This window comes from Paraplanobispora siamensis (assembly GCF_016863175.1).
GTDB lineage: Bacteria > Actinomycetota > Actinomycetes > Streptosporangiales > Streptosporangiaceae > Planobispora > Planobispora siamensis.
The window spans coordinates 242,208-269,004 of record NZ_BOOJ01000022.1; the positions used below are offsets into that span (position 1 = coordinate 242,208).

Consider the following 26,797-nt stretch of genomic DNA (forward strand, 5'->3'; position numbering starts at 1 on the left):
GGGCGATGACCTAGGGTCGGTCCTTCGGGTGATGTCGGTGATGTCGGTGACGTCACCGCGCAGACAACGGAGGACCCTCGCATGTTCGACAACCTCGACGTCGAAGAGCTGCGGCGCCGGCCCATGGCGAAGTGGGCCGGCGCCGGACCCGGAGTGCTCCCCGCCTGGGTCGCCGACATGGACTACCCCGTCGCGGCGCCGGTGCGTGCGGCGCTCCTGCGGGAGATCGACACCGGCCTGGGCTACCCGCTCTGGGACGACCGGCCCGAGGCGAACCCGCTCAGGGAGGCCTTCACCGAGCGGATGACGCGCCTGTACGGCTTCCGCCCCGACCCCTCGCACGTCCGGGTGTTCACGGAACTGATCCAGGCGCTGCAGGTGGTGCTGCACGTCGCGACCAGGCCGGGGGACGCCGTGGCGATTCACACGCCCGCCTACCCGCCGTTCCTGAAGACCCTGACGGACATGGACCGCCGGCTGGTCCCCGTCCCGATGACCGACGACGGCGACGGCTGGTCCTTCGACCCGGACCGGCTGGCCGACGACGTGGCCCGCCACGGCTGCCGGGCGCTGGTGCTGGTCAACCCGCACAACCCCACCGGCCGGGTGCTGACCCGCGACGAGCTCGGCGGGATCGCGGAGATCGCCGCCCGCCACGACCTCCTCGTCATCTCCGACGAGATCCACTCCGAACTGGTCCACGAGCCGAACCGGCACATCCCGTTCGCCTCGCTGAACGAGGAGGCCGCCGGCCGTACCGTCACGCTGACCTCCGCCAGCAAGGCCTTCAACCTGGCGGGGCTGCGCTGCTCCGTCGCCCACATCGGGGACGGGCGCGTACGCGAGGCGCTGCGGGCCCAGCCGCCCCTGCTGTTCGGCGAGGTGAGCAACCTCAGCGTGCTGGCCACGCTGGCCGCGTGGCGGGAGGGCGACGCCTGGCTGGCCGAGGCCCGGGAGACCCTCGCCCGCAACCGCGGTCTGGTCGCCGGATCGCTGCCCGCCGGGATCCGCCACCACAGCCCCGAGGGGGGCTACCTGGCCTGGCTGGACTGCCGCGGACTCGGCCTCGGCCCCGACCCGGCGGCGTTCTTCCTCGACGAGGCCGGGGTCATGCTCAGCCACGGCCCCGCCTTCGGCCCGGGAGGAGAGGGATTCGCCCGGCTGAACTTCGCCACCTCGGGACCGATCCTCGAAGAGATCCTGCGCCGCATGCGCAAGGCCGTGGACGGCTGAGGCCGCGTCTCCTCCGGGGGGTCATGGCCGCACCGGACCGCGCCACGCCGTACCGGACCGCACCGGGCCGCGTCGTACCGGGCCGCGTCGTACCGGGCCGCGTCGTACCGGGCCGCGACCGTGCTCCCGGCAACGGTCGCGCGGTCCTCCCGGCGGCGTACGCACTGCCCCTGACGGCGCATCCGCGGCCGCTCCGCCTGCGACCGCGGTAGCGCCTCCCGTCGACCAAAGTCACCGGTCACCGGACTGTTCGGCCGAGGTGCCCGCGGAGGGATGTCACGAAGATCCTCCTATCGACATCCGTCCCCGTCAGGAGCAGCGCGTGACCACCCGTTCCCCGGCCGATTCCATCGTCCGGCAGGAGACCCCCCCGAGGCTGGCCGTCCCCCGCCTCGCCGCCCTGACGCTCGTCCCCGTGGTGCTCGCCGTGGCGGGCCTGTTCCATCCCCACCACCTGACCCAGGACACCGCCGGGCGATGGATCGCCCTGCACCTGCTGCTCCTGCCGCTGTTCCCCCTGCTGGCGGGGTCTCCGCTGCTGCTCCTGCGCGGGCTGACGGGCCGATGGGCGACGACCGCGCGCGTGGGCTGCCTCGTGTACGCGGTCTTCTACACGAGCCTCGACGCGATCGCCGGGGTCGCCTACGGCACGATGGTGGCCACCGCCGACGACCCGGTGGCCCTGAGCCGTACGGGCCCGGCCCTCGACGTCGTCGGCGGAACACTGGGATTCATCGGCGCGGCGGGCTTCCTGCTGGCATCCGTGGCGACGACCAAGGCCCTGGCCGCCCGGTACGGCGGCCGGCGGGTGGCGACCGGCGGCACGATCCTGATCGCCGCCTCCGTCGTGTGGCTGGGCAGTCACATCTACTGGCCCGAAGGCGTGATCACCGTACTCGCCATCGGATCGGGATTCGCACTGCTCTGCATCGCCACCGGCGGCCCCGTGATGGCACGATCGAGATGATCGACGACGGGAGGCGGGGGCGTGGGGCGCTGGAGACCGAAGCCGATACATCTGCTCACGCTCCTGGCGTGCCTCGTCTGCGACCTGGTGGCGCCGCTGTACCTCGTCAGGAATGACGAGGGGTTCCTCGCCCTCCTCATGTTCCTGGCCTGGATGGCCGGCTTGCTGGCGGCGCCGGTCCTGCTGTTCCTGCTGCTCTACGCGGGCGGCCGCAAGAGATGGGCCGTCCCTGTGGCGGCGGCGCAGTTCGTCCTCGGCCTCGTCACTTTCGCCGGCGGGGCCCAGCCTCTGCACGCCGTCTACCTGACCGTCCTGGGCCGGCCGGTCGAGGCCGTCGTCGCGGACTCGGCCCGCGAATGCGGCCACCACGTGACCGGCCAGGCCGCCGAGATCGGTCCCTACGTCTGCACGGCCACCCTGGAGCTCGTACGGCCTGACGGCGAGGCGGTGGCCGGCGGCGGGATGCACGGCAACGAGTTCGCGGACGCCCGGCTGGAGGCCGCCATGACCGACGGGAACCCGGCGGACTCGATCACCGTCCTGGAGGACCCGCTCGGCCTGGTGAGCCCTCGCACCGCCGATCCCGCCACCGGACGGCCCGACATCGGCGACTTCGGGCGCATCCACGCCGTGGTCCTCGTGATCTGCTGGATCGTGTTCGCCGGAAGCCTCGCCGCAGCCCTCGTCACCGGCCGCCGCCGGCCCCGGACGGAGTCCCCCGTCGGCGACGAAACCGCCTGAACCAGCGCCGCGACGCCGGACGGATCACTCACGGGCAACTGGAGCCCTGTTTCTCCGAGGGCCGGGAGGACGCCTACGGCACCGCCGGCACCGTCACGACCTCGATCCACCCGTCGTCGATGCCCGTCACGTAACCGGCGGCCTTCCCCTCCGGCCCCAGGCCGACCTCCGGCTCCGCCTCCGCGTCTACGGCCAGGAGGAACACCGTCGTCTGCTCGCAAGCGGCAGATCGCCAACGGCCGTAGGTCCGGAAGTCGTCCACCTTCGAGTCCTCGATGAACCCGACCAGCCGCCGCCGGTGGTACACGGAAACGTCCATGCCGCCCTTTCCACCCCGGCGGCCTATCCAGATCGATCAAGGCCACCTCGGGTTCCCCGCCCCCTGGATCGAGGGCCGGACAAAACGAAAGGCCGTCGTGGCGACCGGCTTCGGTCGCCACGACGGCCTTCACCGCTCAGGCCAGGCCCAGCAGGACCTTGATGGGGCCGAGGGCGAAGTACAGGACGAACAGCGCCGCGACCACCCACATCAGCGGGTGGACCTCGCGGGCCTTGCCCTTGACCAGCTTGATCAGGACGTAGGTGACGAAGCCCGCGCCGATTCCGTTGGCGATGGAGGCCGCCTACGGCACCCGCCCCGTTGACAGCATTGACTTCGACGGTTCCAGCTCATCCCGCCATCGTGGATCGACTCCCATGATCCGCAGGACAGGTCTCGGCGGCCGGAACTCCCCACCCGTCATGCCCGTTGATCACCTATGTAGATCATCCCGCGACGGGAGGCCCTACGTGGAGGAGACATGGCGGGTGAGCCTTGTGGGAAGGATCGCCGGCGTCTGCGGATTCCTGGTACTGCTCAGCCTGCTCATCCTCGTCACAGTGCTTCTGATCTCCGGTTTCGAGGTGGCCCCGGTCGTCACCGTGCTCGGCCTGGTGGGGATCATCCCGCTGATGGGCGCCCTCGGTGTGCGGTGCCTGTTGCAGAGCGTCCGTCCCTGGATACGGCTGACCGATGGAGCGGTAATCGTCCGCAACCCTCTGTCGACGCACCGGATCCTCCTCACCCAGATCGCGTCGATCTCAGCACGCGACGACGGCATCGCGATCGAGACGGACTCCGGGAGAACCGTCTCAGCCTGGGCCGTACAGAAATCGAACCTGGCGATGTGGCTGGGATGGCACACGCGGGCAGACCGTGTCGTCGACCGGCTCCGGGAGGCGGTGGTCACCACCCGCGGCACGGCAGACATGACGCCGGAGACATGAGAGACCTCGCAATGGGGTCCGCCGCTGGGCACTCATCTGCGGACGACGGCATCGAAGGAGGGGCGTGGTGCGTCGTGTGGGGAAGTTCATCGCGGAGCTCGTCGGAGAGGTCGCTTTCGAGGGCTTCGTCTTCGTCGTGGGGTTGGCCGTGCTCTGGGGAGGCCTGAAGCTTCTCGGAGTACCGTGGCCAATCGACCGGATTATGGCAGCTGACGAATCCATCCCGCTGTTCGGCAGCGTCATCTGGGTCATCGGCTTCGCTGTCGTCGCCGCTCTGGCGATATCCGTCGGATGGCTGCTGCATCTGGCTCGCACGAAGAGGCGGACGCAGGACAGCGAAGCGTCACATGAGTCCTAAGGCCGTCATGGTGACCGGCTGCAGTCACCATGACGGCCTTCAGTGATCAGGCCAGACCCAGCAGGAGCTTGATCGGACCGAGGGCGAAGTACAGGACGAACAGCGCCGCGACCACCCACATCAGCGGGTGGACCTCGCGGGCCTTGCCCTTGACCAGCTTGATCAGGACGTAGGTGACGAAGCCCGCGCCGATTCCGTTGGCGATGGAGTAGCTGAAGGGCATCAGCACGATGGTGAGGAACGCCGGGATGGCGATCTCGTAGTCGGTGAAGTCGATGTCGCGGACCGAGGTCATCATCAGGAAGCCCACGATGACCAGCGCCGGGGCGGCGGCCTCGTAGGGGACGACCGCGACCAGCGGCGAGACGAAGATGGCCAGCAGGAACAGCACGCCGGTGACCACGCTGGCCAGGCCGGTGCGCGCACCCTCGCCGACGCCCGCCGCCGACTCGATGTAGGTCGTGTTGGAGGAGACCGAGCCCGCGCCGCCGGCCGCCGCGCCGATCGAGTCGACGAGCAGGATCTCGCGGGTGCGGGGAAGGGTGCCGTCCTCCTGGACCAGGCCGGCCTGGCGGCCGACGCCGACGACCGTGCCCATGGTGTCGAAGAAGTCGGTGATCAGCAGGGTGAAGACGAGCAGCAGGGCGACGACGGCGGAGACGGAGCCGAACGCGCCGATCGGGTCGAACTCCCGGAACAGCACCAGCGGGTTGGTGAACCCGAAGATGGTGTCGGGCATCTCGGGGGTGACGAGCCGCCAGCCGGCCGGGTTGGGCTTGTCGGGCGTCCCGGAGCCGCCGACCTGGGCCACCGCCTCGACGACGATCGCGAGGATCGTGGTGACGACGATGCCGATCAGGATGGCGCCCTTGGTCCTCCTGGCCACCAGTACGGCGGTCAGCAGCAGGCCGACCACGAACACGAAGATCGGCCAGCTGGTCAGGTTGCCGCCGATGCCGAGCTCCAGCGGCGTGGCCGGGGCCTTGCGGACGAAACCGGCGTCCACGAAGCCGATCAGGGCGATGAACAGGCCGATGCCGACGCTGATCGCGGTCTTGAGCTGGGCCGGGATGGCGTTGAACACCGCCGTGCGGAAGCCGGTCAGCACCAGCAGGGCGATGATGACGCCTTCGAGGAAGACCAGGCCCATGGCCGACTCCCACGACATCTGCGAGGCGATGCCGAAGGTGACGAAGGCGTTCAGGCCCAGCCCCGCCGCCATCGCGAACGGGACCTTGCCGATGACGCCCATCAGGATGCTGAGCACGCCCGCCACGAAGGCGGTCCCGGCGGCCACCAGGGGGACGTTGGGGGCGCTCCCGTCCCCGATGAACTGCCCCTCGACGTCCGGGACGGTCGCGATGATCAGGGGGTTGAGCACCACGATGTAGGCCATCGTGAAGAAGGTCGCGAACCCTCCGCGGACCTCGCGGCCCACCGACGAGTCCCGTTCGGAGATGTGAAAGAAACGGTCAAGAGTGCTTATTTGGTGGGTTTTCATGTCACTCACGCACGCAGAGTGACAGCGAGCCTCCCAACCCGGAAGACCCGGGTCGCGATGGTGATGGGATCGCAACCGATTCGCGCCTTCACACCATCCGTTTTGCGAGCGGTGAGTTTTCGTCGCCTACGCTGGAGCACGTGAACGAGCCACCCCGCCGGGATCTGCAACCGCTGAAGACGAACGACACGGCGACGATCCTCGCCGGCATGGGCCTGTGGGTGGTCGCTCTGGTCGTCCTCCTGGTCCTGCAGCCCGGCCCGGATCACCGCTGGTGGATCTGGACGTGCGTGTCGGGCCTGTGCGGCGGCCTGTTCGGCCTGTGGTACGTCAGGCGGCGCGACCGCAGGAGCCCGTTGCCCGCCGCCGAGGAGCCGGTCGAGCCCGCTACGGCGGTCCCGCCCGCCTCCCACATGCCCACGCCCCCCACGATGGACCACTCCGAGGCGGTCGAGGGTCAGGAGCGGCCTCGCACGGGGTGAGCGGCATGCCAGGACCGCCGCGTGGCGCCAGGCGCGGCGGCCCCGGTAGATCTCCCCCGGCAGGGCCGGACGTCAGGAGGTCGACGCGGTCCAGCTGTCGAGGTCGGCCTCGGCGAGCAGCAGGGGCACCGCGGCCGGGTCGCGCAGCAGCGCGGCCACCGCCAGCCGGTCGCCCCACTGACCGGACGCCCACGCCAGCCCCCTGGCCAGCCCCTCCACCCCCGAGGCGTGCACCGTGCCCTCGGCGAAGCGCCAGGTGACCGGGACGCCGTCCACGAGCAGCTTCTCGTGCTCCACGTAGGTGGCGGGCGCGGTCGGCAGCAGGGACCGTACGGCGGGCGGCACCTCGCGCACCTCCCCGGCCGAGGTCACCTCGGCGGGCGCCTCCTCCCCGGCCAGCGGCAGGTCGAGCAGCTCCGACAGCGCCTCGGCGAGGTCGAAGGGGGCCAGGATCAGCGGCCGGTCGGCCACCAGCGGCAGCAGGTCGGGCGCCTCCACCACGACGGGCTCGCCCGCCGCGGCGGTCTCGGAGTCCGGCGTCCCGGAGGCGGACAGCAGACGTCCCTCCTCGACGTCGGCGACCACGATCTCGCCGTCGAGGATCGCCCTGACCGCGCGCGGGGGCGCGACGCGGGCCGGCTCGACGGCCGCCAGGGCCACCCACAGCGCGCGCAGCTGGGCCCGGTCCACCTCGATCGAGGGATCGGCCAGCAGGTCGAGCAGCTCGTCGGGCCCGCTGTGCGAGGCGAGCAGCTCGGGAAGCGTGGTCCGGACGCCGATCATCGCGAGGGCGGCCTCGTCGGCGGCGGCCGGGGCGTCGCCGTACAGGCCGAACAGCAGCGGGTCACCGGCCGGCAGGCGCAGCTCCGTGGGGAGCTTCCCGCCGAGGACCGGGTGGGTGGACAGCCACCACGCGGTGTAGGACGGCACCTCCACGACCTCGCCCGCGACCAGGACGCGCAGCGGGTGCAGGACCGAGCGCAGCGGCGGGCGGGAGAGCAGGGCCAGGGCGGCGGGCCAGTCGGCGATGTACTCCAGGTCGCGGACGGCGGAGAACTCCCTGGCCACCGGGGGCACATCCAGCTCGGGCAGCAGGTCGAGCACGTGCTCCAGCCACTCGTCCTCGCGGTCCAGGTCGTGGTCGCACTCGTCCGGGTCGATCATGACGTCGGCGTCGTTGACCACGGCGAAGCCGTCCAGCACCCCGGTCGCCGCCAGCACCCGCGAGCCGTACCGCTCCACCAGCTCGGGCGCGGCCGTGCCGAAGTGGGTCTCCTCGTCCAGCAGCCCGGCCAGCACGCCTTCGGCCAGGAGCAGCTCACCCGCCGGATAGAGCTCGCCGTCCGCGCCGCGCAGCGCCAGGTCGGCCAGCCAGGGGGCCTCTCCCGCGGTCAGCCCGGCGGCGTCGACCAGGGCCAGTACGGCCTGGGCCACCGGCTCGGGATCGGAGCTCTCCAGCGACTCGGAGACGGCCGCGCGGGTGAGCGGGTCCTCCAGCACGGTCCGCGGGGTCGCCTCGGCGGCGCCGAGACGCAGCAGCAACGGGTGGGCGGCGTCGGGGTGGACCACGCGGAGCCCGAGCGGGGCGAGCACGGTGAGGTCGAGGGAGCCGCGCTCGGTCAGTACGAGCGTGCCGCGCGGCCCGCGGACCAGCCGGCCGTCGGCCAGCGGGACGGGCAGCGCGCCGAGCGCCTCGGGGTCGTCGGCGGGCAGCACCTCGTACAGCGAGCGCCACCAGGCCGGGTCCCGGTCCCCGCCCCCGCCGCCGGAAAGGTCGCCGGCGAGCATGTCCACGACGTCGGCCAGCTCCACCCGCTTCACGCCGAGCGCGGCGATCGCGGGGTGCCGGGACGGCCATCCGGCGGGCAGCAGGCCGGGGACCATGGGGGCGATCTTCTCCAGCAGCTCGCCCGGGGCCGCCACCACGGACGCCTGCCGTCCCGCGACGACCAGGTCGGCGTCCTCATCGGCGGCGGACTCGGCGGGCTCGGCGTCGGCGGGCGGGGAGAGCACGGGCAGGAGCGGGGCGTCGGGGAGCAGCCGCAGGATCGCCCGGCGGATCGCGGCGTCGAGCTCGCCCCTGCCCATCAGACCGGGGACGAGGTCGAGCAGCTTCGGAGTGCGGGCCAGCCCGGACAGCAGCTCGACGTACAGCTCGGCCGCGCGCTCGACCAGGAAGTCGGTCAGCGGCCCCGTCGCCACGTGCCGCCGGTCGGTGGCCAGCGGGAAGGAGGCGATCAGCAGGGCGGGCAGGTCGAGCGGCTCGTCACTGGGCGTCGGCGCGTGCACGACGGCCGGCACGTTCCCCGGCAACGGCCCGGGCTCGTCGCCCCGCATCCCGCCCTCGGCCCCGGCCTCGGATCCCTCCCGGGCTCCGCCCGGGGGAACGGGCTGAGCGCCGCCGAGAAGACCGGTCTCGCCCGGGGAGACAGGCCGGGCGCCGGAGGGGGCGGAGACGGGGACGGCCCAGCGGATCTGCCAGTGGGGGCGGGCGCGTTCCTCGGTGGGGCGGTCGGCGAACAGGGCGGTGATCTGCTCGGGGGTGAAGCGGCCGGAGGCCGAGACGACGTGCCAGCCGTCGGGGACGATGGTCCTGGTCTCGCCGTCCACGTCGATCTCGATCGACTCCAGGGCGGGCATGCCGATCACCAGCGCGGGGCCGGCCTCGCGGAGCATCGTCCGTACGGCCTGCACCGCGGCCTCGTCGCGGAGCGGGAGCCGTACGAGCGTGTCGAAGCCCTGCGGGATCTCCACCGGTCCGCCCGGGAACGGCAGGCGCAGCAGGGGCACGTGCCCGCCGCGCTCGGCCAGCTCGCCGGCGAGCGCGGGCTCCGCGGCGACCAGGGCGGCGGTCTGCTCGCGGGACCAGCGGACCACCCCGGAGCCGAGCGAGCCGATCACCGGCTCGTCGCAGACCGAGACCACGGCCGCGAAGCCGACCCCGAACCGGCCCGTCGCCGCGGCCTCGTCGCGCTTGGCGGAGGCGCGCAGCGTGGACAGGCTCTCGATCCCGGCGGTGTCGATCGGCGCGCCGGTGTTGGCGGCCGACAGCACGCCCTCGCGCAGCGACAGCCGCAGCCGGCCGGGCACCCCGGCGCGCAGGGCGGCGTCGGCGGCGTTCTGCGCCAGCTCGACGATCAGCCGGTCCCGGTAGCCGCCGAGCGCGAAGTCCTCCTCCGCGTTGGCGTCCTCGCGGAAACGCGCGGGCGAGGCGGTCCAGGCCGCGAGCACGGCGGAGCGCAGCCGATCGGTGCCGAAGGTGTCAGTCACAGCGATGAGTCCAAACGTCGGAATCCGGGGGCGGCAGCGCGCGGCTGCCGATCCAGGGCGTTCTGGCGACGGCCGGCCACGGCCTGGGGAGGGCCGGGACCGCGATCCCGCGGCGCGCCCGGCGCTCACACGCCGGGCGCCCGCGACTTCAGGAGTGGCCCAGCGGCTCGTCCGAGGAGGTCTCGTCCACCGAGCCGGTCAGCTCGGCCTCGGAGGGCTCCTCAAGGTCGTAGACGTGGTCGTCGAGGATCGGGGCGCTCGGCTCGACCTGGTGCGGCACCACGGCGGCCTCGGAGTGCGCGCCGCACCCGTGGTCGGCGGCGACCACACGGCCGTCGTCGGGGGCGTACTCGTTGGCGCAGACGCCGAAGCCGGTGCGCAGCGACCCCGCCAGCGGCCAGTAGAACCCGCAGGTGGAGCACTGGGCCGGGGCGGCGTGCGCGATGGGGGTGTGCGGCCCGGACTCGCCGGCGTGCCAGCGCCGCACGGCGCGGTCGCGGCCGATCGGGGACAGCACGCGGGCCCGGCCGAGGCCGTACTCGAAGATCATCTGACGGTCGACGTCGTCGTCGGTCTCGGTGAAGCCCGGCGCGAGACGGTCGTCGTCCTCGCCGGTGGGCAGCAGGTCGCCCACGCCCAGGTCGCCGGGGCGCAGCCGCTCGCTCCACGGCACCCAGGCGGGCGCCAGGAGAGCGCCGGTGCCGGGCAGCAGCACGACCTCGCTGACCGTCACCTTGCGCGCGCGGGAGGCTCTGGTCACGGTGACGGCCCAGCGCCAGCCGCGGTAGGCGCGATCGAGGCAGGCGAAGTAGTGGGTGACGACCCGGTCGTCCTCGGCCTCCATGCCGAGATGCTCGCCGATCTCGCCCGGCCTGACGCTCTCCTCGACCGCGGAGCGGGCCAGGTCGACCGCGGCCGCACAGGCCTGGTCGATGACTACGGCACGGGATCGGATGCGGGTCACGGTTCCTCCTTCGTCGGCCTCGTAACCCGAGGGGCGTGGTGTCTGACCGCGTGCTCGCCGCGCCCCGCCCGGCCCGCATCGCCGGCCGCGCCGCGGAGCTGCTGTGGCCTGACGGCCCACCGGCTGCGCTCGCTCACTTACCATTCTCGCCCATGCCCGGAGCGATTCGGCACCGGTTGCCGCCCATCTCCGGGCAAGTGAGGGTCATAACGGGCACCGCATGTGTCCTTCGGGTAAGACTGGATGCGTGGCAGGTGGCTGGGAGAGAGCACGCAAGACGGCGGGAGAGGCCTCCCGCCGGATCGGGCGCGCCGCCGCGGGGGCCGGGCGTGCGACCGTGCGTGCGGGGAGAAGCACGGGGCGGGCCACCGTCCGGGTCGGGCGCGGCGCCGCGGGCGCGACGCAGTGGGCCGGCAGGGCCACCCGGAGGCTGACCCACGCCCAGGGCGCGGGCCGCACCGGGCTGGGCCAGCTGATCGAGCTGACCGCCGCGCACAGCGCGGGCGACGCGCTGGTCACCGCGGCCCTGGCCGGGACGTTGTTCAAGCTGCCGGTGAACGAGGCCCGCGGACAGGTCGCGCTCTATCTGCTGATCACGATGATCCCGTTCGTGGTGGTCGCGCCGTTCGTCGGCCCGGTCCTCGACCGGTTCCGCTCGGGCCGCCGCTTCGTCATGGCCGGCACCCTGTTCGGCCGGGGCCTGCTCTGCTTCGCGATGGCCGCGGCGATCGTCCCGGGCGACGTGTTCACCATCTTCCCCGCCGCGCTGGCCGTACTGGTGCTGTCCAAGGCCTACAACGTCTCCCGGGCCGCGATCATGCCGAACGTGCTGCCCGCCGACATCGCGCTCGTCACCGCCAACGCCAGGGTGGCGCTGTTCGCCCTGGTCTCGGCGGGCGTCGCGGTCCCCGTCGGCGCGGGCGTCAGCGCCTGGCTCGGCGCCGAGTGGGTGCTGCGCGGGGCGATGGTGCTGTTCCTGCTCCAGGGCGTGCTGGCCGTACGGCTCCCGCGCCACGTGGACTCCCCCGACCTGGAGGAGGACGAGGAGGAGCGGCCGCTGCGCTGGCGCACCATGCTCAACGTGGGCCCGGTGGTCGCCGAGTCGATGCTGGCCAACGTCGCGATCCGCCTCTACTCCGGGTTCGTGCTCTTCTATCTGCTCTTCCTGGTGCAGGAGAAGAACCTGCCGGGTCTGCCGACGGCGGCCACCATCGCCGTGCTGGCCGTGGCCGCGGGGGCCGGCGGTCTGGCCGGCGCCGGTGTGGCCTCCTGGGTGCGCAACCACTCCCCGCAGGTGATCGTGCTGATCACGCTCGCGCTGACGGGGGTGAGCACCATCGTGGCCTCGATCGTCTTCAACCTGTGGACGGCGGTGGCCGTCGCCCTGATCGCCGCGTTCGCGCAGGGGCTGGGCAAGCTGGCGCTGGACGCGGTCGTGCAGCGTGAGATCGGCGAGGAGGTGCGCTCGTCCACCTTCGGCGTGGTCGAGGCGTTCCTGCAGATCTCCTGGGTGGTCGGCGGTCTGGTCGGGCTGCTGCTGTCGCTGTTCGCCGAGGGGCCCGCCGGGTTCGCGCTGATGGCCGCGGTGCTGGCGGGCTCGCTCGGCTGGCTCGTGGTACGGCGCCGCCGGCGCATCCACGCGAGGGACGCCAGGGTCGCGGCGGCCCGGGCCGCCGCCGCCGAGCACGGACAGGAGCAGGAGCAGACGCAGGGGCCGGGACCGGAGCCCGCGACCCGGCGGAACCGGCCCGAGGGGACCACCACCACCGTGGTGCGGCGTGACGATCCCCCTACCGAGAAGCGCACCAAGCCGCTGACCAACCCCCACGGCTGAGGCGGGGGCGGTCGGCGGCCCGGATCGGGGACGGTCAGGCGTCCAGGTCGTCGGCCACCGCCCGGAGCACGGTGGCGATCTTCTTGGCGTGCACGGCCTCCGGGTGCTTGCCCTTCTGGTAGGACATCGAGACGCTGTCCAGCAGCTTGATCAGGTCCTCCACGATGACGACCATCTCGTCGGGCTTCTTGCGCTTGCCCTTCGGCTTGACGGTCTTGGCGAGGGTGGGGGGCTGGTCGATCACGCGGACCGAGAGCGCCTGCTGGCCACGGCGCCCCTCGGCCACGCCGAACTCGACCTTCTGGCCCGGCTTGAGGGAGTCCACGCCACCGGGCAGCGCGGATGAATGCACGAAGACCTCACCGCCGTCGTCGCGGGTGAGGAAGCCGAAACCCTTGTCGGCGTCGTACCACTTGACCTTGCCACTCGGCACAGGGGTGACCTCGTTCAGACTGTCGTGAAAAGGATGGAAGTAGGTTATGCCCAAGGAAGGCGGAGAGCGACCGTGTAAACGGCCGCCCGTTGCAGCGTTTTCGCGGGGGCTCTACACGAGTGCGGCCGGGGTTCGCCACCCGTCGAACCAGCCGGCGAACTCGGTCAGATCGCCCAGTACGACATCGGCTCCGTGCTCACGCAGTTCTCCTACCGGATAGAGGCCGGTCGCCACCGCCACGCTGACGGCGCCTCCCGCTCGTGCCGCCTCGATGTCGGCGACGTGATCTCCAACATAGGCCGCCGCGCCGAAAGTCGCGAGAGCCGGACCCTTGTCGGCGCCGAAAACCGATCCGACGACCTCGTCCACCTCCAGTTCGAGGAATTCCACCGTGCTGAGGGCGTCGCGGGAGTTCTTTCCGGTGACCACGATGACCCGGCCGCCGGCCTCCCGCACCGCCTCGACGGCCTCGCGCGCGCCGGGCATGAGGGTGGTGGCGGGGACGGCGAGCGACGGGTAGAGGGAGCGGAAGATCACCGCGGCCTCGGGGACCCTGTCCTGGGGCAGCCAGTTGGCCAGCTCCCACTCCAGGGGAGGTCCCAGCCGGGCCACCACCGCGGCACTGTCGATGGTCACTCCGATGCGCAGCGCCAGCTCGTCGTAGACGGCGGCGATGCCCGCACGGGTGTCCGCAAGGGTCATGTCGAGGTCGAAACCCACCGAGTCCATATATGGAGCATGCCAAACGGTCAGATAATGGGGTAATCCGAAATTACGCCACTTATCAGTGACGGACTCCGCAGCGGGTTCATCGGCGATGACGCTGTACGCGGTGACGGCGCTGTGGAACCCTTTCAGAAAGGAACCACTTACCGCGGAAGAACGTGGCCGACGCCACAGGGCGGCCCGCCGGGCCGGGCCGGGACTCCGCACTGGATAGGGTCGTGATGGAGGTGTCGGCAGCGAAATGACCAGATCGACGCGTGAGCGGATCATCGACGAGGCCCTGCGCCTGTTCGCCGAGCGGGGCTACTCGGCGACCTCGGTGGCCGAGATCGAGGCCGCCTCCGGCCTGTCCCCCGGCGCGGGGGGCCTCTACCGGCACTTCAAGTCCAAGTACGAGGTGCTGGCCGCGGCGATGAACGAGCACGCCACCCGCACCCGGGCGCAGATCGCCGACACCCTGGCCGAGATGGACGCCGCCGACGCCTCGCTCGACGTCGAGGCCAGGCTGGCGCACCTGTGCAGGGCCGGGCTGGCCAAGGTCCGCGAGGAGAGCGAGCTGACGCGCGTCTTCTTCCGCGACCTGAGCCAGTTCCCCGAGCTGGTGGCGACCGTGCGCGAGGGGCTGCTGCAGCCCATGTTCGACGCCATCATCACGTGGTTCCGCGCCCAGCCCGAGTACGCCGGCACCGACGCCGACTGGCCCGCGATCGCCGCCGTGCTCGGCGGCGCGGTGGTCCACTACCGCCTGTTCCAGGAGACGGTGGGCGAGCCCCCGGGCCGCGCCGACCGCGACCGCTTCGTGGCGGCGTGGGTACGGCTCGCGCTCGGCCTGCTGCCCCATCCCGCGGTGCAGGCGGTTGGCTGAGCCGGCGCGCCGGACCGGCGGCCTTCCGGATCCGGCGGTCTAGCGGACCCCGCCGCTGAACAGGGCGGGCGGCCTGATCAGGCGGCGGAGCAGCCAGAAGACCCCCGCCGCCGTGCCGAACACGAACACGGGCCCGCTCACCGCGAAGAAGTCGTCCACCATCTTCCCGAAGTCACCACCGGTGCGGATGAGCGCCGCCACCACTCCGCCGATGGAGTAGGCGAGCACCGGGGCGGCGGCGCCGAGCACCTTGTCCCCGACCTCCCAGCCGGAACAGGACAGCACGATCATCGCCCCGGCCGCCCAGACGATGAACGGGACCTGGAAGATCACGACCGGCTCGAACGAGAGGCCCAGGAGCAGGTCTGCCAGGACGAGCAGCCCGGCCAGGAGGAGCATCGTCATCCCGGCCAGCTCGCGCGGGTGCGCGGACAGGCCGGAGGCGTCCCATCCGCCTCTGACGCCCCCGAACCGCTGCGGCCCCCACTGGTTCTCCCCGCCCGCCGGGGCACGGCCGGGCTGCGGCTTCCACCCTCCAGGCAGATCCTGCTCCCCGAGGGTCGCGGCGACGCCGCCGGGGACGCGCGCCCCGCGGCGGCGGCGCCGGCCGGAGCGGGTGCCGGAACGCTCGCCGGCCAGCGTCTTCCTGGCCTCCTCCGTCGACCGGGCCACTCCCGGAGGGACGGGGCGCGAGGACCCGGACCCGCCCGGCAGAGCGCGCGGGGACCGCGGCGCGCCCGGCAGGACGGGAGGTGCGGACGGCCCCGCGCCCGAGGAGGCGGAACCCGGCGGCCGCGCCGTACCAGAGGAGGCGGAACCCGGCGGCCGCGCCGTACCAGAGGAGGCCGAACCGGCGCCCGCGGGCGGGACCCGCACCGGGGGCAGCTCCCGGGTGACGGCCTCGGCGGCGGCGTCCGGGTCCGTGAACCCGTCTGATCCCTGGGAGGCTGCGGTGTCCGCGACGGGACGGACCACCGGCTCGGCGTGGCCCGGCGCTGACGTGACGGGACCGGTGATCGATCCGGAGGCGGACGCGACGGGGCCGGAGGCGGACGTCGCGGATCCGGGCGCGGAGGGGACCGAGCCGGTGACGGGGCGGACCACGGGTTCGGCGGGAACGACCGGGGAGCTGGCGGCGGAGCGGCCCGTCGCCGGCGCCGTGCCCGACCGGGCGGCCTCCCCCTCCAGGCGCCGGACCTCGCGCTCCACCAGCACCACCGGGTCACCGAACACCGCGAGCACCTTCGCCGTGACGGCGGGGCTCTCCGAGTCGCCGCGCTCGGCGTTGATCCGCGCGCGCAACCGGTTGACGAAGTCGATCCGCTGGTCCGGGCGCAGAACGCCGTGGGCGGCGTCGGCCGCCCTGCTGACGTACTCCAGGACGAGCTGGTCGGCACGCTCGATCACTTTCGTCATCCTCCCTCAGCGGCGACCTCCTCGCGACCCCTTCCCCCATTCAGCACCCGCCACGTACCCGGCGACATTCGCCCCGACGGCACAATGTCGGCAGTGCGGCTTACCATTGACGGAATGAGCACGGAGTTCTCAGAGTGGCTGCGCGGCCGCAGTGACGAGCAGTTACGGGAGCTCGTCGTCCTGCGGCCCGAGCTCATCACTCCGGTCCCCGCCCACGTCGAAGGACTGGCCGGGCGCGCCAGCAGCCCGTCGGCGATCGGCCGGGTGCTCGACCGGCTCGACCGCTTCACCTTCGCGGTCCTGGAGACCCTCACCGTCCTGCCCTCGCCGATCGCCTACCGGTCGCTGCGCTCCCAGGTCTCCAAGTCGCTGCAGGGACCGGCCGACCCGGTGTTCGAGGCCCGCTTCAGGCAGACGGTCGACCGGCTGCGGACCCTCGCCCTGGTCTACGGGCCCGACCGGGCCCTGGTCCCGGCCCCCGGGGTGCGGGAGGTGCTCGACTCCCCGGCCGGTCTGGGACCGCCCGCGGTCGAGGTCTTCCGCCACTACCACGCGGAACGGCTGGCCGAGCTGGTCGAGGATCTGGGCGGCTCCCACTCCGGCTCCGATTCCGGCTCCGGCGGCGGCAAGGAGGAGCTCGCCGGGCTGCTGTCCGACCGGCAGATCCTGGCCCGGCTGGTCGAGGAGGTCTCGCCGCAGGCGCGCTCCGCGCTCGACGAGCTGGCCTGGGGACCGGCCGGCGGCCGGGTGCCCAACGCGCGCCGGGAGGTGCGCGTGGCCAACGCCCGCTCGCCGATCGAGCAGCTCCTGGCCCGCGCCCTGCTGGCGGCGACCGGCGAGGAGTCCGTCGTCCTGCCCCGCGAGGTCGGGCTGTTCCTGCGCGACGGCCGGATCCACCGCGACCTGACGCCGCTGCCCCCGCCGCTCGACGGCACCGCGCGTGACCGCGCCCTGGTCGACCGCACCGCCGCCGGGCAGGCCTTCACCTTCACCCGCGCGGTCGAGGAGCTGTGCGAGCGCTGGAGCGCCGACCCTCCCGGCGTGCTCCGCGGCGGCGGCCTGGCCGTACGCGACCTGAAGCGCGCCGCGGCCCTGCTCGACCTGCCCGAGTGGGCGGCCGGCCTGATCGTCGAGGTCGCGCACGCGGCGGGGCTGGTGGCCGCCAGCGGCGCGGTCGACGGCGACTGGATGCCCACCCCGGTCTACGACGCCTGGAAGGTGCGCAGCACCGAGGACCGCTGGGTGACGCTGGCCTCGACCTGGCTCACCATGGACCGCGTGCCGGGCATGATCGGCGAGCGGGACGAGCGCGACCGGCTGCGCAGCGCCCTCCACCCCGACCTGCGGCGCCCGGCCGCGCCCGAGGTCCGCGCCGCCACGCTGGCCATGCTGGCGACCGCGGGCGAGGCGGCCTCCCCGCTGGCCCCGACCCCGGAGGCGGTCCGCGAACGCCTGGCCTGGGAGCAGCCGCGCCGCCGGGTCGCCCAGCGCGACCGGCTGGTGGACTTCACGCTGCGGGAGGCCGAGCAGATCGGGGTCACCGGGCTGGGCGCCCTGTCCGGGCACGGGCGGGCGCTCCTGCCCGCCGACCCCGGCCAGGACGGCGCGAGCCGTACGGCGCCGGCGGCCGAGCTGCTGGCCCCCCTGCTGCCCGAGCCGCTGGACCACGTGCTCCTGCAGGCCGACCTGACCGCCGTGGCCCCGGGCCCGCTCACCGGCGAGCTGAGCCGCTGGCTGGCGCTGGCCGCCGACGTGGAGTCCACCGGCGGCGCGACGGTCTACCGGTTCTGCGAGGGGTCGATCCGGCGGGCGCTGGACGCCGGGCAGGGCGCCGACGAGATGCTGGCCATGCTGACGCGGCACTCGGCCACCCCGGTCCCGCAGCCGCTCAGTTACCTGGTCACCGACGTGGCCCGCCGCCACGGCCGGATGCGGGTCGGCTCGGCCAGCGCCTACGTCCGGTGCGACGACCCCTCGGTGCTCGACGAGGTGATGGCCGACCGGCGGGCGACCCCGCTGCGGCTGCGCCGCCTGGCCCCCACCGTGATCGCGTCCAAGACCTCGCGGGCGACCCTCGTCGACTCGCTGCGCGCGATGGGCTACGCGCCGGTGGCCGAGTCCCTGGACGGCGACGTGATCGTCACCCAGCTCGACGTGCGCCGGACCGAGGGGCCGCCCCAGCTGCGCGTCCCGGCCGCCTTCAACGGCCTGGACGCCGAGGTGGTCGCCGCGGCCGTGCGCGCCGTACGGGCCGGAGACGCCGCCCACCGGTCCCGCCGCAAGCCGGTCGACGCGCCCGACGGCCAGGTGCCCCGTTCTCCGGCGACCGCCACGATCGGCGCCCTGCGCGAGGCCATCCGGCAGGGCACCCAGGTCTGGATCGGCTATCTCGACTCCCAGGGCAACGCCACCAGCCGCATCCTCGAACCCGCCCGCATGGAGGGCGGCTATCTGACGGCCTACGACGAGACGCGCGCCGCGGTGCACCGTTTCGCCCTGCACCGCATCACCGGAGTGGCCGAGGTCCAGGCGTAGCCGCCCGGCCTACGGCGGGCCGAGAGCGTGCGGGCTTGACGGCGCAGCCGCGCCGGACCACGTTTGCCTCATGAGCGCTGAGCACACGCTGGGCCGGTTGGCGGAGGAGTCGTGGACCCGGTTCGGCGATTTCGACTCTCTTTACTACGAGGGGACCTGGCACCGGGCGCGGACGCTCGCCGAGCGGGCACGGCGGTGCTCCGGCGGCTTCGGGGCGTTCGGGATCCGGCCCGGTGACCGGGTGGTGGTCATGATGGTCACCAGCCCCGAGGTGCCGCTCGTCTACCAGGCGCTCTGGGCGGCCGGGGCCGTGGTCACGCCGGTGGTGTTCCTGGTGGGGGCCGAGGAGCTGCGGCACATCCTCGCCGACAGCGCGCCCTCGGCGCTGGTGACCTCCCCCGAGCTGCTGGAGACGGTGCGGGCCGCCGCCGGGGACGTCCCGGTGATCGTCGTGGGCGACGCCCCCGAGGGCACGACGCCCTTCTCCCAGATCGAGGCGGCCGACGAGCGGGGCGCGGTGGCGCGCGAGGCGGACGACCTCGCCGCGCTGATGTACACCGGCGGCACGACCGGCAGGGCCAGGGGCGTCATGCTCACCCACGGCGGGCTCTGGCACGTGGCCAGGGCCGCGCAGGAGACCTTCCACCTGCCCGGGGTCAACCGGTCGATCGTGCCGGTGCCGCTCTCGCACGCCTACGGCCTGATCCTCACGATCGCGGGCATGCACGCCACCGAGCCGCAGCAGTGGGTGCTGATGCGCTGGTTCGACGCCAAGGCCTTCCTGGACCTGGTCGCCGGGCAGCGGGTGCAGTACGGCGCGGTCGTGCCCTCGATGCTCCAGCTGCTGCTGGCCGAGCCGCTGGAGGAGTTCTCCCTGCCCGAGCTGCGCTATCTGACCTGCGGGGCGGCACCGCTGGCCCGCGAGGTGGTCGAGGAGTTCGAACGGCGGGTGCCCGGCGTGCAGATCCTGGAGGGGTACGGCCTGACCGAGACCAGCGCGATCACCACCTTCAACCCGCCCGGCCGGCGCAAGCTCGGCAGCGTCGGCCTGCCGCTGCCCGGCTACACGGTCGTCATCCGCGACAACGACGGCGAGGAGCTGGAGGTCGGCGACGTCGGGGAGATCTGCGTGCGCGGCGAGGCGCTGATGAGCGGATACTGGCCGGACGACGCCGCCGGAGCCGCGGACGCGGCGCCCGGCCCCTCCGGGGAGGCGAACGCCCGGTCGTCGTCCTCGACGGCGCTGGTGGGCGGCGAGCTGCGCACCGGCGACATCGGCTGCCTGGACGACGACGGTTACCTGCACGTCGTGGACAGGAAGAAGGACCTGATCATCCGCGGCGGGTTCAACATCTTCCCGCGTGACGTCGAGGACGCCCTGAACAAGCACCCCGACGTGGTCATGTCCGGCGTGGTCGGCCGCCCCGACCCGGTCCACGGCGAGGAGGTGGTGGCCTTCGTCCAGCTCCGCCCAGGCGCCGAGGTCACGGCGGAGGAGCTCATCGACTGGGCCAGACTCCGGGTCGGGCGGGTGCGCTATCCGCGTGAGATCCGCTTCACCGACTCGATCCCGGTCACCAGCATCCTCAAACTTGACCGCAAGGCCCTGCGTGCCCGTCTTGACGTCCCCGATACCGACCCCTCCGACACGTGATATCTGTTGAGACCGAGACGGTTCAGCAGAGGCGAGACGAGTTTTCCAGTGAGCAGTGGCAACCCCGAAGGCCCCAGCACGAACCCGGACGACTGGAAGAGCCCTTACACCACAGGCCCGGGTCAGTCGCCGGGCTACGACCGGCCCTTCGGCCAGGAGCCGACGCAGCAGAGCTACAACCAGGGCGGGTACGGCAAGCAGGACTACGGCCAGGGCGGCTACGGACAGGACTACGGGCAGAGCGGATACGGCGGACAGAGCGGATACGGCGGACAGAGCGGGTACGGCGGGCAGGGTTACGGCCAGGCCGGGTACGGGCAGGGCGGTTACGGACAGGACTACGGCCAGGCCGGGTACGGCGGGTCCTACGGCTACGGGTCCGCGCCGCACCCCAACGTCGACGGGGTCAGGACCCACGCGATCGTGGCCCTGGTCATCAGCATCGTCCTGGCGCTGAGCTGCTACGTCAGCCTCGGCGGCATCGCCGGAGCCATCCTGTCCGGGATCGCGCTCAGCAGGGTCGAGCAGGAGACCGCGCGGGCGAGGAACCTGCTCAAGTGGACCTGGATCAGCGTCGGCATCAACGTCGGCCTGCTCATCCTGGGCGTCATCGCCTTCATCGTGGCGGGTGTCAACGGCGCCTTCGATTGAGCCGATCCGGGACTGCGCGCGCGGTCTGTCTTGTTGCACATGCGGTAGCCGTACATGAGGGAGAGTTTCTGTGGCTGACGGCCCGTTGATCGTGCAGTCCGACAAGACCCTGCTGCTCGAGGTCGACCATGACAAGGCCGACGAGTGCCGCAAGGCGATCGCGCCGTTCGCGGAACTGGAGCGCGCACCCGAGCACGTCCACACCTACCGGATCACCCCCCTGGCGCTGTGGAACGCGCGGGCCGCGGGACACGACGCCGAGCAGGTGATCGACGCCCTGATCGGCTACAGCCGCTACCCGGTCCCGCACGCGCTGCTGGTGGACATCGCCGAGACCATGGCGCGCTACGGCAGACTCCGCCTGGAGAAGCACCCCATCCACGGGCTGGTGCTGACCAGCACCGACCGGGCCGTGCTGGAGGAGGTGCTGCGCTCGAAGAAGATCCAGCCGCTGCTGGGCGAGCGGCTGGACGGCGACGCGGTGGCGGTCCACCCGAGCGAGCGCGGCAACATCAAGCAGCTGCTGCTGAAGCTGGGCTGGCCCGCCGAGGACCTGGCCGGCTACGTCGACGGCGAGCACCACCCGATCGCGCTGGCCGAGGACGGCTGGGAGCTGCGCACCTACCAGCGCGAGGCGGCCGAGGCCTTCTGGCACGGCGGCTCGGGCGTGGTCGTGCTGCCGTGCGGCGCGGGCAAGACGATCGTGGGCGCGGCGGCGATGGCGCAGGCCAAGGCCACCACGCTGATCCTGGTGACGAACACGGTCTCGGCCCACCAGTGGAAGCAGGAGCTGATCAGGCGCACGTCCCTGACCGAGGACGAGATCGGCGAGTACACCGGGACCAAGAAGGAGATCCGGCCGGTCACCATCGCCACCTACCAGGTGATGACGACCCGCAGGCAGGGCGTCTACCGGCACCTGGAGCTGTTCGACGCGCGCGACTGGGGCCTGATCATCTACGACGAGGTGCACCTGCTGCCCGCGCCGATCTTCCGGATGACCGCCGATCTGCAGGCCAGGCGGCGGGTCGGGCTGACCGCGACGCTGGTGCGCGAGGACGGCCGGGAGGGCGACGTGTTCTCCCTGATCGGGCCCAAGCGCTACGACGCGCCGTGGAAGGAGATGGAGAACCAGGGCTGGATCGCCCCGGCCGACTGCGTCGAGGTGCGGGTGACCCTCACCGACGACGAGCGCCTCGCCTACGCGATGGCCGACTCCGAGGAGCGCTACAGGTTCTGCGCGACCACGCCGTCCAAGACCCGCGTCACCGAGGCGCTGGTCAGGCGGCACCCGGACGAGCAGGTGCTGATCATCGGCCAGTACATCGACCAGCTCGACGAGCTGGGCGAGCACCTGGGCGCACCGGTGATCAAGGGCGAGACCAAGGTCAAGGAGCGCGAGCGGCTGTTCCAGGCCTTCCGCGACAAGGAGATCAAGGTCCTGGTCGTGTCGAAGGTGGCCAACTTCTCCATCGACCTGCCCGAGGCGTCGGTGGCCGTGCAGGTGTCGGGCACCTTCGGCTCCCGCCAGGAGGAGGCCCAGCGGCTCGGCCGGGTGCTACGGCCCAAGTCGGGCGGGGGCGGGGCCCGGTTCTACTCCGTGGTGAGCAGGGACACCGTGGACCAGGAGTTCGCCGCGCACCGGCAGCGCTTCCTGGCCGAGCAGGGGTACGCCTACCAGATCATCGACGCGGACGACGTGCTCGCCGGCGACTAGGGCCGCGAGACGAACACGTCGTCCCCGGGGTCAGATCCACGAGATACCGCGGGTCTTCGACAAAGAAACCACCCCCTCGCTGGGTCGTGACGACCAGTGGCGGCATACCCTATGATCTGCGCAATTCACCGTATTTGCCCGTCTTTTTCGCACTTCCGCAAAGAATGACCGACAGTCACGGAATGCTTACCTTACGATCATTCCGCCGATGAACAATGTGCCCACGGCGATGGCCCAGGCGATCACGGCGGCTCCCGTCAACAGCAGGAAACGCCCCTCGTCGCGGTGGGCCTTCACGGGCAGCCAGGCGGCCGCCGTACAGCAGGCGGCGACGGCCGCGAACAGGCCCGACACCGTGATGACGCCCCCCATCCGCTCCGCGCACGCGGCGTCCGCGCAGAAGGCCTTCGCCCCCCATCCGCCGAAAGCCGACAGGATCCACAGCGCGCCGAGCAGAAGATTGGCCACCGTCGGTATGACGAGGGAGATGCGCACACCTGTCGGAATACCCATAGGGAAGGGAACTCACGCGGGCATTAATCCTTTTGAGCCCTCCGGGGGGCATCGGTAAGCTAGTCGATTCGCTGCCTGATACCACCTCCGTTTATCGAATGGGAGGCGCTTTCGCGTGCCCGCACATCAACTGGTCCCGGACATAGACCCCGCCCCGTCCGATCCCGGCCGCCCCGGCCCCTCCGATCCCGATCTCCCCGCGGCCGAGGTCCTGGCCGCCGAACGCGAGCACCTGGCCGTCTCCAGGGCCGCCCTGCGCGCGATGCGCGAACACGCCCAGTCCCTGTCCGCCGACGCCGCCGGCGACTGGGTCTCCCAGCAGATCCTGCAGGCGCTGCTCGACCAGCGGGTGGCCGCCCTCGCCGACCACTCCGGGACCCCGCTCTTCTTCGGCCGCCTGGACCGCTCGGCCGACGACGAGCTGCCCGGGACCGTCTACGTCGGCCGCCGGCACGTCCACGACGACCACAGCCACCCCCTGGTGATCGACTGGCGGGCCCCGGTCTCCCGGGCGTTCTACCAGGCCAGCCCGTCCGACCCGATGGACGTCTCGCTCCGCCGCCGGTTCGGCTACCACGGCGGCGACCTGACCGCCTTCGAGGACGAGCACCTCGACCGGGGGCAGGCGCTGCGGCACTCGAAGATCCTGACCGAGGAGATCGAGCGCCCCCGGTCCGGCCCGATGCGCGACATCGTCGCGACCATCCAGCCCGACCAGGACGAGATCGTCCGTTCCGACCTGGCCCGCACGGTGTGCGTCCAGGGGGCTCCCGGCACCGGAAAGACCGCCGTCGGCCTGCACCGGGCCGCGTACCTGCTGTTCACCCACCGGGAGCGGCTCGCCAGGTCCGGCGTGATGATCGTCGGCCCCAACCGGGCCTTCCTGTCCTACATCTCCTCGGTGCTCCCCGCCCTGGGCGAGATCAAGGTCGACCAGACCACGGTCGCCGGCATCCTCGGCGAGCACTCCGCCCCAGAGGACCCCGCGGTCTCCACGATCAAGGGCGACGTGAAGATGGTCCCGGTGCTCGAACGCGCCCTGTGGATGCACATCGTCAAGCCGACCGAGGGCCTGCTGTTCACCAAGGGCGTCAACCGCTACAGGGTTCCCGACCACGAGGTGCGCGAGATCGTCGCCTCGCTGCGCGGCACCACCCGGTACGCCCCCGGCCGCGCGGCCCTGGCCCAGCGCCTGGCCCACATGGTGCTCGTCCGCATGGAACAGCGCGGCGAGTCCCCCGACGACCGCGTGCAGGACGCGGTCGCCCGGTCCAAGCCGGTCAGGCAGCTCGTGGACCGGGTGTGGCCCAAGCTCACCCCGCAGCAGGTCCTGCACCGGCTCTTCAGCGACGCCGGGTTCCTCGCCGCGGCCGCCAAGAACGACCTGACCGCCGAGGAGCAGGCCGCCCTGCTGTGGGCCAAGCCGGCCAAGTCCTTCCGCTCGGCGAAGTGGTCGGCCGCCGACTGCGCGCTGATGGACGAGCTGGGCGACATGATCGAGCGCACCCCGGTCTTCGGCCACCTGGTCGTGGACGAGGCGCAGGACCTGTCGGCGATGCAGCTGCGCGCCCTCGGCCGGCGGTGCCGTACCGGCTCGGCGACCGTGCTGGGCGACATCGCCCAGGGCACCACCCCATGGTCGGCCCGCTCCTGGACCGAGGTCCTGGGCCACCTGGGCTTCGCCGACGGCGCGGTCACCGAACTCACCCTCGGCTTCCGCGTCCCCCGCGAGGTCCTCGACTACGCCGCCCGTCTGCTGCCCTCCGTCGCCCCCGACCTGGCCGCCCCCCGGTCGCTGCGCCCCGGCGCGGGCTCACTGTCGATACGGCCGGCCCCCGACCTGCCCGCCTCCCTGGCCGAGGCGGCCGAGCGGGCGCTGTCCGCCGAGGGCTCGATCGGCGTGATCGTCCCCGACGCCTCCGTCACGGCAGTCTCCGCGATGCTCTCCCATCTCGACCACCGCGTGCTGACCCCCGACTCCGTCGAGGAGCACCGCCTGCTGGTCGTCCCCGCCACCCTGGCCAAGGGCCTGGAGTACGACCACGTCATCGTGGTCGAGCCGGCCGACATCGTCTCCGCCGAACCCCGCGGCCTGGCCCGGCTGTACGTCGTCCTCACCCGCGCGGTCACCTCCCTGACGGTCCTGCACTCCAAGCCCCTGCCACCCGAGCTGACCGGCTGATCCACCGGCTCCCCGACGATCCGCTCCCCGCAATCGAAAAGCCCTCCGAACAGAGGTTCGGAGGGCTGACATTTTGCAGTCAGACGAGCACACACGGTCCGCGCCCCGTGAAAGTGCCCAGAAAAAGGCTTACCCCGGGGGCTTGCAAGCAGAGGCGTCCCCGGGGCACACATCACTCACGGTAGCAGACCATGAGCGGCGCGGAAAGGAAACCGGTGAACGGCACACTCTTCCAGAAGGTCTGCGACGCCGTATCGACCGAGCGGCTTCAACCGTTCTTCCGAACATGCGACGGGCGACTGGAACACGCCCTTCGCCTCTACGCATGGAATATAGAGATCTCCAGCGCGTTCCACGGCCCGCTCCACTGCCTCGAGGTCGTTCTGCGGAACGCCCTGAATCGCGAGCTGACCACGCTCCTTCACCGCTCGGACTGGTGGCACGCCCCCGCTCTTGACCTGGATGCGAGTGCCCGACGAAGCGTGCTGCAGGCGTGCGCCACCGTGGCCCAGAACTACACGAGCCCCACGAACGGCCACGTGATAGCCGAGCTCTCCTTCGGTTTCTGGACCAGCCTGCTCGGGACCGGCAACAGATACGACATGCGGCTGTGGCGCCCAGCCCTCCACAGGGCCTTCCCCCATTACCGGGGTCCCCGGCGCGCTCTTCACCAGGACCTCTATCACCTGCGCAAGCCGCGGAACCGGATCGCTCACTACGAACCCGTCCACCAGCGGCATCTGGCCGCCGACCACGCCACGATCCTGCGGGTTCTCGGATACCTCTCTCCGGAGATGGCGCAGTGGGTGCGGGCCAACGACCGGGTGTCGGAGGTGCTGGGGCGGCGGGGGGATGTGTGCGCGGCGGCTGTGCCGACGCGGTTCTGACGGGGGCTGGTAGGTTGCCGGGTCGTGGATGTGATCATTCGGTACGGGCGGATCGAGGACGTCGAGGCGCTGCTGGCCTTCTGGCTGGTCGCCGCGGAGGGGACCGACCGGCACGACGACCCGGCGAAGGTGACGGCGCTCATCGAACGCGATCCCGAGGCCGTGCTCGTCGCCGAGGTCGGCGGGGAGACGGCGGGCACGCTGATCGCGGGCTGGGACGGCTGGCGGGCCCATCTCTACCGGCTGGCGGTGGACCCGGCGCGGCGGCGGCAGGGCGTCGGGAGCGCGCTGATCCGGGCGGCCGAGGAGCGTTTCGCGGCCTTCGGGGCGTTCCGGGCCGACGCGATGGTGCTGCACGACAACGAGCTCGCCCATCACGCCTGGCGCGCCGCCGGTTACGCCCCCCAGCCCGACTGGGCCCGGTGGGTCAAGCCCCTCGGCTGACGGGACCGCCCCGGTCCGATGGCGGGCGCCGTACGGCGGAGCACGGGGACGTACGGCGGAGCCGGGCGGGGAGGAAAAGGGCGGAGAAGAAGAAAGGGCCGGTCCCCGAGGGGACCGGCCTCTTCTCTGTTCGGGTGCTGTGCTCAGGCGATGGACTT

General features: G+C 72.2%; 23 protein-coding genes. 15 read left to right on the plus strand and 8 right to left on the minus strand.

What is annotated here, in order from left to right; genetic code table 11:
- Positions 1–81 precede the first annotated feature (81 nt).
- The 3 genes from Psi01_RS11985 (at position 82) to Psi01_RS11995 (ending at position 2,941) form a co-directional block, all read left to right on the plus strand.
- The gene (locus tag Psi01_RS11985; protein ID WP_239127526.1) at positions 82–1,233 is read left to right on the plus strand and encodes a MalY/PatB family protein; all 1,152 of its coding nucleotides are present in this window, start codon (positions 82–84) and stop codon (positions 1,231–1,233) included.
- Positions 1,234–1,555: 322 nt separating this feature from the next.
- Positions 1,556–2,200: a hypothetical protein gene (locus Psi01_RS11990; protein ID WP_204064028.1), complete on the plus strand. Its 645-nt coding sequence runs from the start codon at positions 1,556–1,558 to the stop codon at positions 2,198–2,200.
- Between the two features lie 21 nt (positions 2,201–2,221).
- The gene (locus Psi01_RS11995; protein WP_204064029.1) at positions 2,222–2,941 is read left to right on the plus strand and encodes a hypothetical protein; all 720 of its coding nucleotides are present in this window, start codon (positions 2,222–2,224) and stop codon (positions 2,939–2,941) included.
- A gap of 73 nt (positions 2,942–3,014) precedes the next feature.
- Here the strand turns inward: Psi01_RS11995 and Psi01_RS12000 are convergent, their stop codons facing one another.
- Positions 3,015–3,260, minus strand: coding sequence for a hypothetical protein (locus Psi01_RS12000; RefSeq protein WP_204064030.1), 246 nt, complete (start codon positions 3,258–3,260; stop codon positions 3,015–3,017).
- 263 nt (positions 3,261–3,523) lie between these two features.
- Between Psi01_RS12000 and Psi01_RS12005 the strand changes: the two genes are divergently transcribed.
- Positions 3,524–4,207: a PH domain-containing protein gene (locus Psi01_RS12005; RefSeq protein WP_204064031.1), complete on the plus strand. Its 684-nt coding sequence runs from the start codon at positions 3,524–3,526 to the stop codon at positions 4,205–4,207.
- A gap of 64 nt (positions 4,208–4,271) precedes the next feature.
- Positions 4,272–4,565, plus strand: a complete 294-nt coding sequence (locus tag Psi01_RS12010; protein ID WP_204064032.1) for a hypothetical protein — start codon at positions 4,272–4,274, stop codon at positions 4,563–4,565.
- 46 nt (positions 4,566–4,611) lie between these two features.
- Here Psi01_RS12010 and Psi01_RS12015 read toward each other — a convergent pair whose 3' ends face one another.
- Positions 4,612–6,066 (minus strand): NCS2 family permease, encoded by a 1,455-nt coding sequence (locus Psi01_RS12015; protein WP_204064070.1) that lies wholly within the window; start codon positions 6,064–6,066, stop codon positions 4,612–4,614.
- 140 nt (positions 6,067–6,206) lie between these two features.
- On the opposite strand from Psi01_RS12015, the gene Psi01_RS12020 reads away from it, so the two are divergent.
- Positions 6,207–6,548: a DUF2530 domain-containing protein gene (locus Psi01_RS12020; RefSeq protein ID WP_239127527.1), complete on the plus strand. Its 342-nt coding sequence runs from the start codon at positions 6,207–6,209 to the stop codon at positions 6,546–6,548.
- Between the two features lie 72 nt (positions 6,549–6,620).
- Here Psi01_RS12020 and Psi01_RS12025 read toward each other — a convergent pair whose 3' ends face one another.
- Complete coding sequence (locus Psi01_RS12025) at positions 6,621–9,818, minus strand: sacsin N-terminal ATP-binding-like domain-containing protein (RefSeq protein WP_204064033.1); 3,198 nt, start codon at positions 9,816–9,818, stop codon at positions 6,621–6,623.
- A gap of 148 nt (positions 9,819–9,966) precedes the next feature.
- Positions 9,967–10,782, minus strand: coding sequence for a DUF3027 domain-containing protein (locus Psi01_RS12030; RefSeq protein ID WP_239127528.1), 816 nt, complete (start codon positions 10,780–10,782; stop codon positions 9,967–9,969).
- Between the two features lie 247 nt (positions 10,783–11,029).
- On the opposite strand from Psi01_RS12030, the gene Psi01_RS12035 reads away from it, so the two are divergent.
- On the plus strand, positions 11,030–12,616 hold the full coding sequence (locus tag Psi01_RS12035) for an MFS transporter (RefSeq protein WP_239127529.1): 1,587 nt from the start codon (positions 11,030–11,032) through the stop codon (positions 12,614–12,616).
- A 34-nt stretch (positions 12,617–12,650) separates the two neighbouring features.
- Here Psi01_RS12035 and Psi01_RS12040 read toward each other — a convergent pair whose 3' ends face one another.
- Positions 12,651–13,049, minus strand: a complete 399-nt coding sequence (locus tag Psi01_RS12040; protein ID WP_203877209.1) for a cold-shock protein — start codon at positions 13,047–13,049, stop codon at positions 12,651–12,653.
- Positions 13,050–13,160: 111 nt separating this feature from the next.
- Positions 13,161–13,778, minus strand: a complete 618-nt coding sequence (locus Psi01_RS12045) for an HAD family hydrolase (RefSeq protein ID WP_203877210.1) — start codon at positions 13,776–13,778, stop codon at positions 13,161–13,163.
- Positions 13,779–14,016: 238 nt separating this feature from the next.
- On the opposite strand from Psi01_RS12045, the gene Psi01_RS12050 reads away from it, so the two are divergent.
- Positions 14,017–14,640, plus strand: a complete 624-nt coding sequence (locus Psi01_RS12050; protein ID WP_204064035.1) for a TetR/AcrR family transcriptional regulator — start codon at positions 14,017–14,019, stop codon at positions 14,638–14,640.
- 39 nt (positions 14,641–14,679) lie between these two features.
- Here Psi01_RS12050 and Psi01_RS12055 read toward each other — a convergent pair whose 3' ends face one another.
- Positions 14,680–16,056 (minus strand): hypothetical protein, encoded by a 1,377-nt coding sequence (locus Psi01_RS12055; protein WP_204064036.1) that lies wholly within the window; start codon positions 16,054–16,056, stop codon positions 14,680–14,682.
- Positions 16,057–16,170: 114 nt separating this feature from the next.
- On the opposite strand from Psi01_RS12055, the gene Psi01_RS12060 reads away from it, so the two are divergent.
- The 4 genes from Psi01_RS12060 (at position 16,171) to Psi01_RS12075 (ending at position 22,613) form a co-directional block, all read left to right on the plus strand.
- On the plus strand, positions 16,171–18,591 hold the full coding sequence (locus Psi01_RS12060; RefSeq protein ID WP_204064037.1) for a helicase-associated domain-containing protein: 2,421 nt from the start codon (positions 16,171–16,173) through the stop codon (positions 18,589–18,591).
- A 70-nt stretch (positions 18,592–18,661) separates the two neighbouring features.
- The gene (locus Psi01_RS12065) at positions 18,662–20,245 is read left to right on the plus strand and encodes a class I adenylate-forming enzyme family protein (RefSeq protein ID WP_204064038.1); all 1,584 of its coding nucleotides are present in this window, start codon (positions 18,662–18,664) and stop codon (positions 20,243–20,245) included.
- Positions 20,246–20,293: 48 nt separating this feature from the next.
- Positions 20,294–20,896, plus strand: coding sequence for an MgtC/SapB family protein (locus tag Psi01_RS12070; RefSeq protein WP_204064039.1), 603 nt, complete (start codon positions 20,294–20,296; stop codon positions 20,894–20,896).
- Between the two features lie 70 nt (positions 20,897–20,966).
- On the plus strand, positions 20,967–22,613 hold the full coding sequence (locus tag Psi01_RS12075) for a DNA repair helicase XPB (RefSeq protein ID WP_204064040.1): 1,647 nt from the start codon (positions 20,967–20,969) through the stop codon (positions 22,611–22,613).
- A gap of 186 nt (positions 22,614–22,799) precedes the next feature.
- On the opposite strand, the gene Psi01_RS12080 is transcribed toward Psi01_RS12075, so the two are convergent.
- Positions 22,800–23,081, minus strand: coding sequence for a hypothetical protein (locus Psi01_RS12080; protein ID WP_204064041.1), 282 nt, complete (start codon positions 23,079–23,081; stop codon positions 22,800–22,802).
- Between the two features lie 160 nt (positions 23,082–23,241).
- On the opposite strand from Psi01_RS12080, the gene Psi01_RS12085 reads away from it, so the two are divergent.
- From Psi01_RS12085 to Psi01_RS12095, 3 genes are all read left to right on the plus strand, one after another.
- Positions 23,242–25,308: a HelD family protein gene (locus tag Psi01_RS12085; RefSeq protein WP_373872485.1), complete on the plus strand. Its 2,067-nt coding sequence runs from the start codon at positions 23,242–23,244 to the stop codon at positions 25,306–25,308.
- A 191-nt stretch (positions 25,309–25,499) separates the two neighbouring features.
- Positions 25,500–26,195, plus strand: coding sequence for a hypothetical protein (locus tag Psi01_RS12090; protein WP_204064042.1), 696 nt, complete (start codon positions 25,500–25,502; stop codon positions 26,193–26,195).
- A gap of 24 nt (positions 26,196–26,219) precedes the next feature.
- Positions 26,220–26,639 carry a GNAT family N-acetyltransferase gene (locus Psi01_RS12095; protein ID WP_204064043.1) on the plus strand — a complete coding sequence of 140 codons (420 nt, stop codon included), beginning with the start codon at positions 26,220–26,222 and terminating at the stop codon, positions 26,637–26,639.
- The last annotated feature ends 158 nt before the right edge of the window (positions 26,640–26,797 follow it).

Coding starts and splice junctions, on each gene's coding strand:
- Psi01_RS11985 (WP_239127526.1), top strand. CDS start 82: ATGTTCGACAACCTCGACGTCGAAGAGCTGCGGCGCCGGCCCATGGCG.
- Psi01_RS12000 (WP_204064030.1), bottom strand. CDS start 3,260: ATGGACGTTTCCGTGTACCACCGGCGGCGGCTGGTCGGGTTCATCGAG.
- Psi01_RS12015 (WP_204064070.1), bottom strand. CDS start 6,066: ATGAAAACCCACCAAATAAGCACTCTTGACCGTTTCTTTCACATCTCC.
- Psi01_RS12045 (WP_203877210.1), bottom strand. CDS start 13,778: ATGGACTCGGTGGGTTTCGACCTCGACATGACCCTTGCGGACACCCGT.
- Psi01_RS12050 (WP_204064035.1), top strand. CDS start 14,017: ATGACCAGATCGACGCGTGAGCGGATCATCGACGAGGCCCTGCGCCTG.
- Psi01_RS12055 (WP_204064036.1), bottom strand. CDS start 16,056: ATGACGAAAGTGATCGAGCGTGCCGACCAGCTCGTCCTGGAGTACGTC.
- Psi01_RS12060 (WP_204064037.1), top strand. CDS start 16,171: ATGAGCACGGAGTTCTCAGAGTGGCTGCGCGGCCGCAGTGACGAGCAG.
- Psi01_RS12065 (WP_204064038.1), top strand. CDS start 18,662: ATGAGCGCTGAGCACACGCTGGGCCGGTTGGCGGAGGAGTCGTGGACC.
- Psi01_RS12090 (WP_204064042.1), top strand. CDS start 25,500: ATGAGCGGCGCGGAAAGGAAACCGGTGAACGGCACACTCTTCCAGAAG.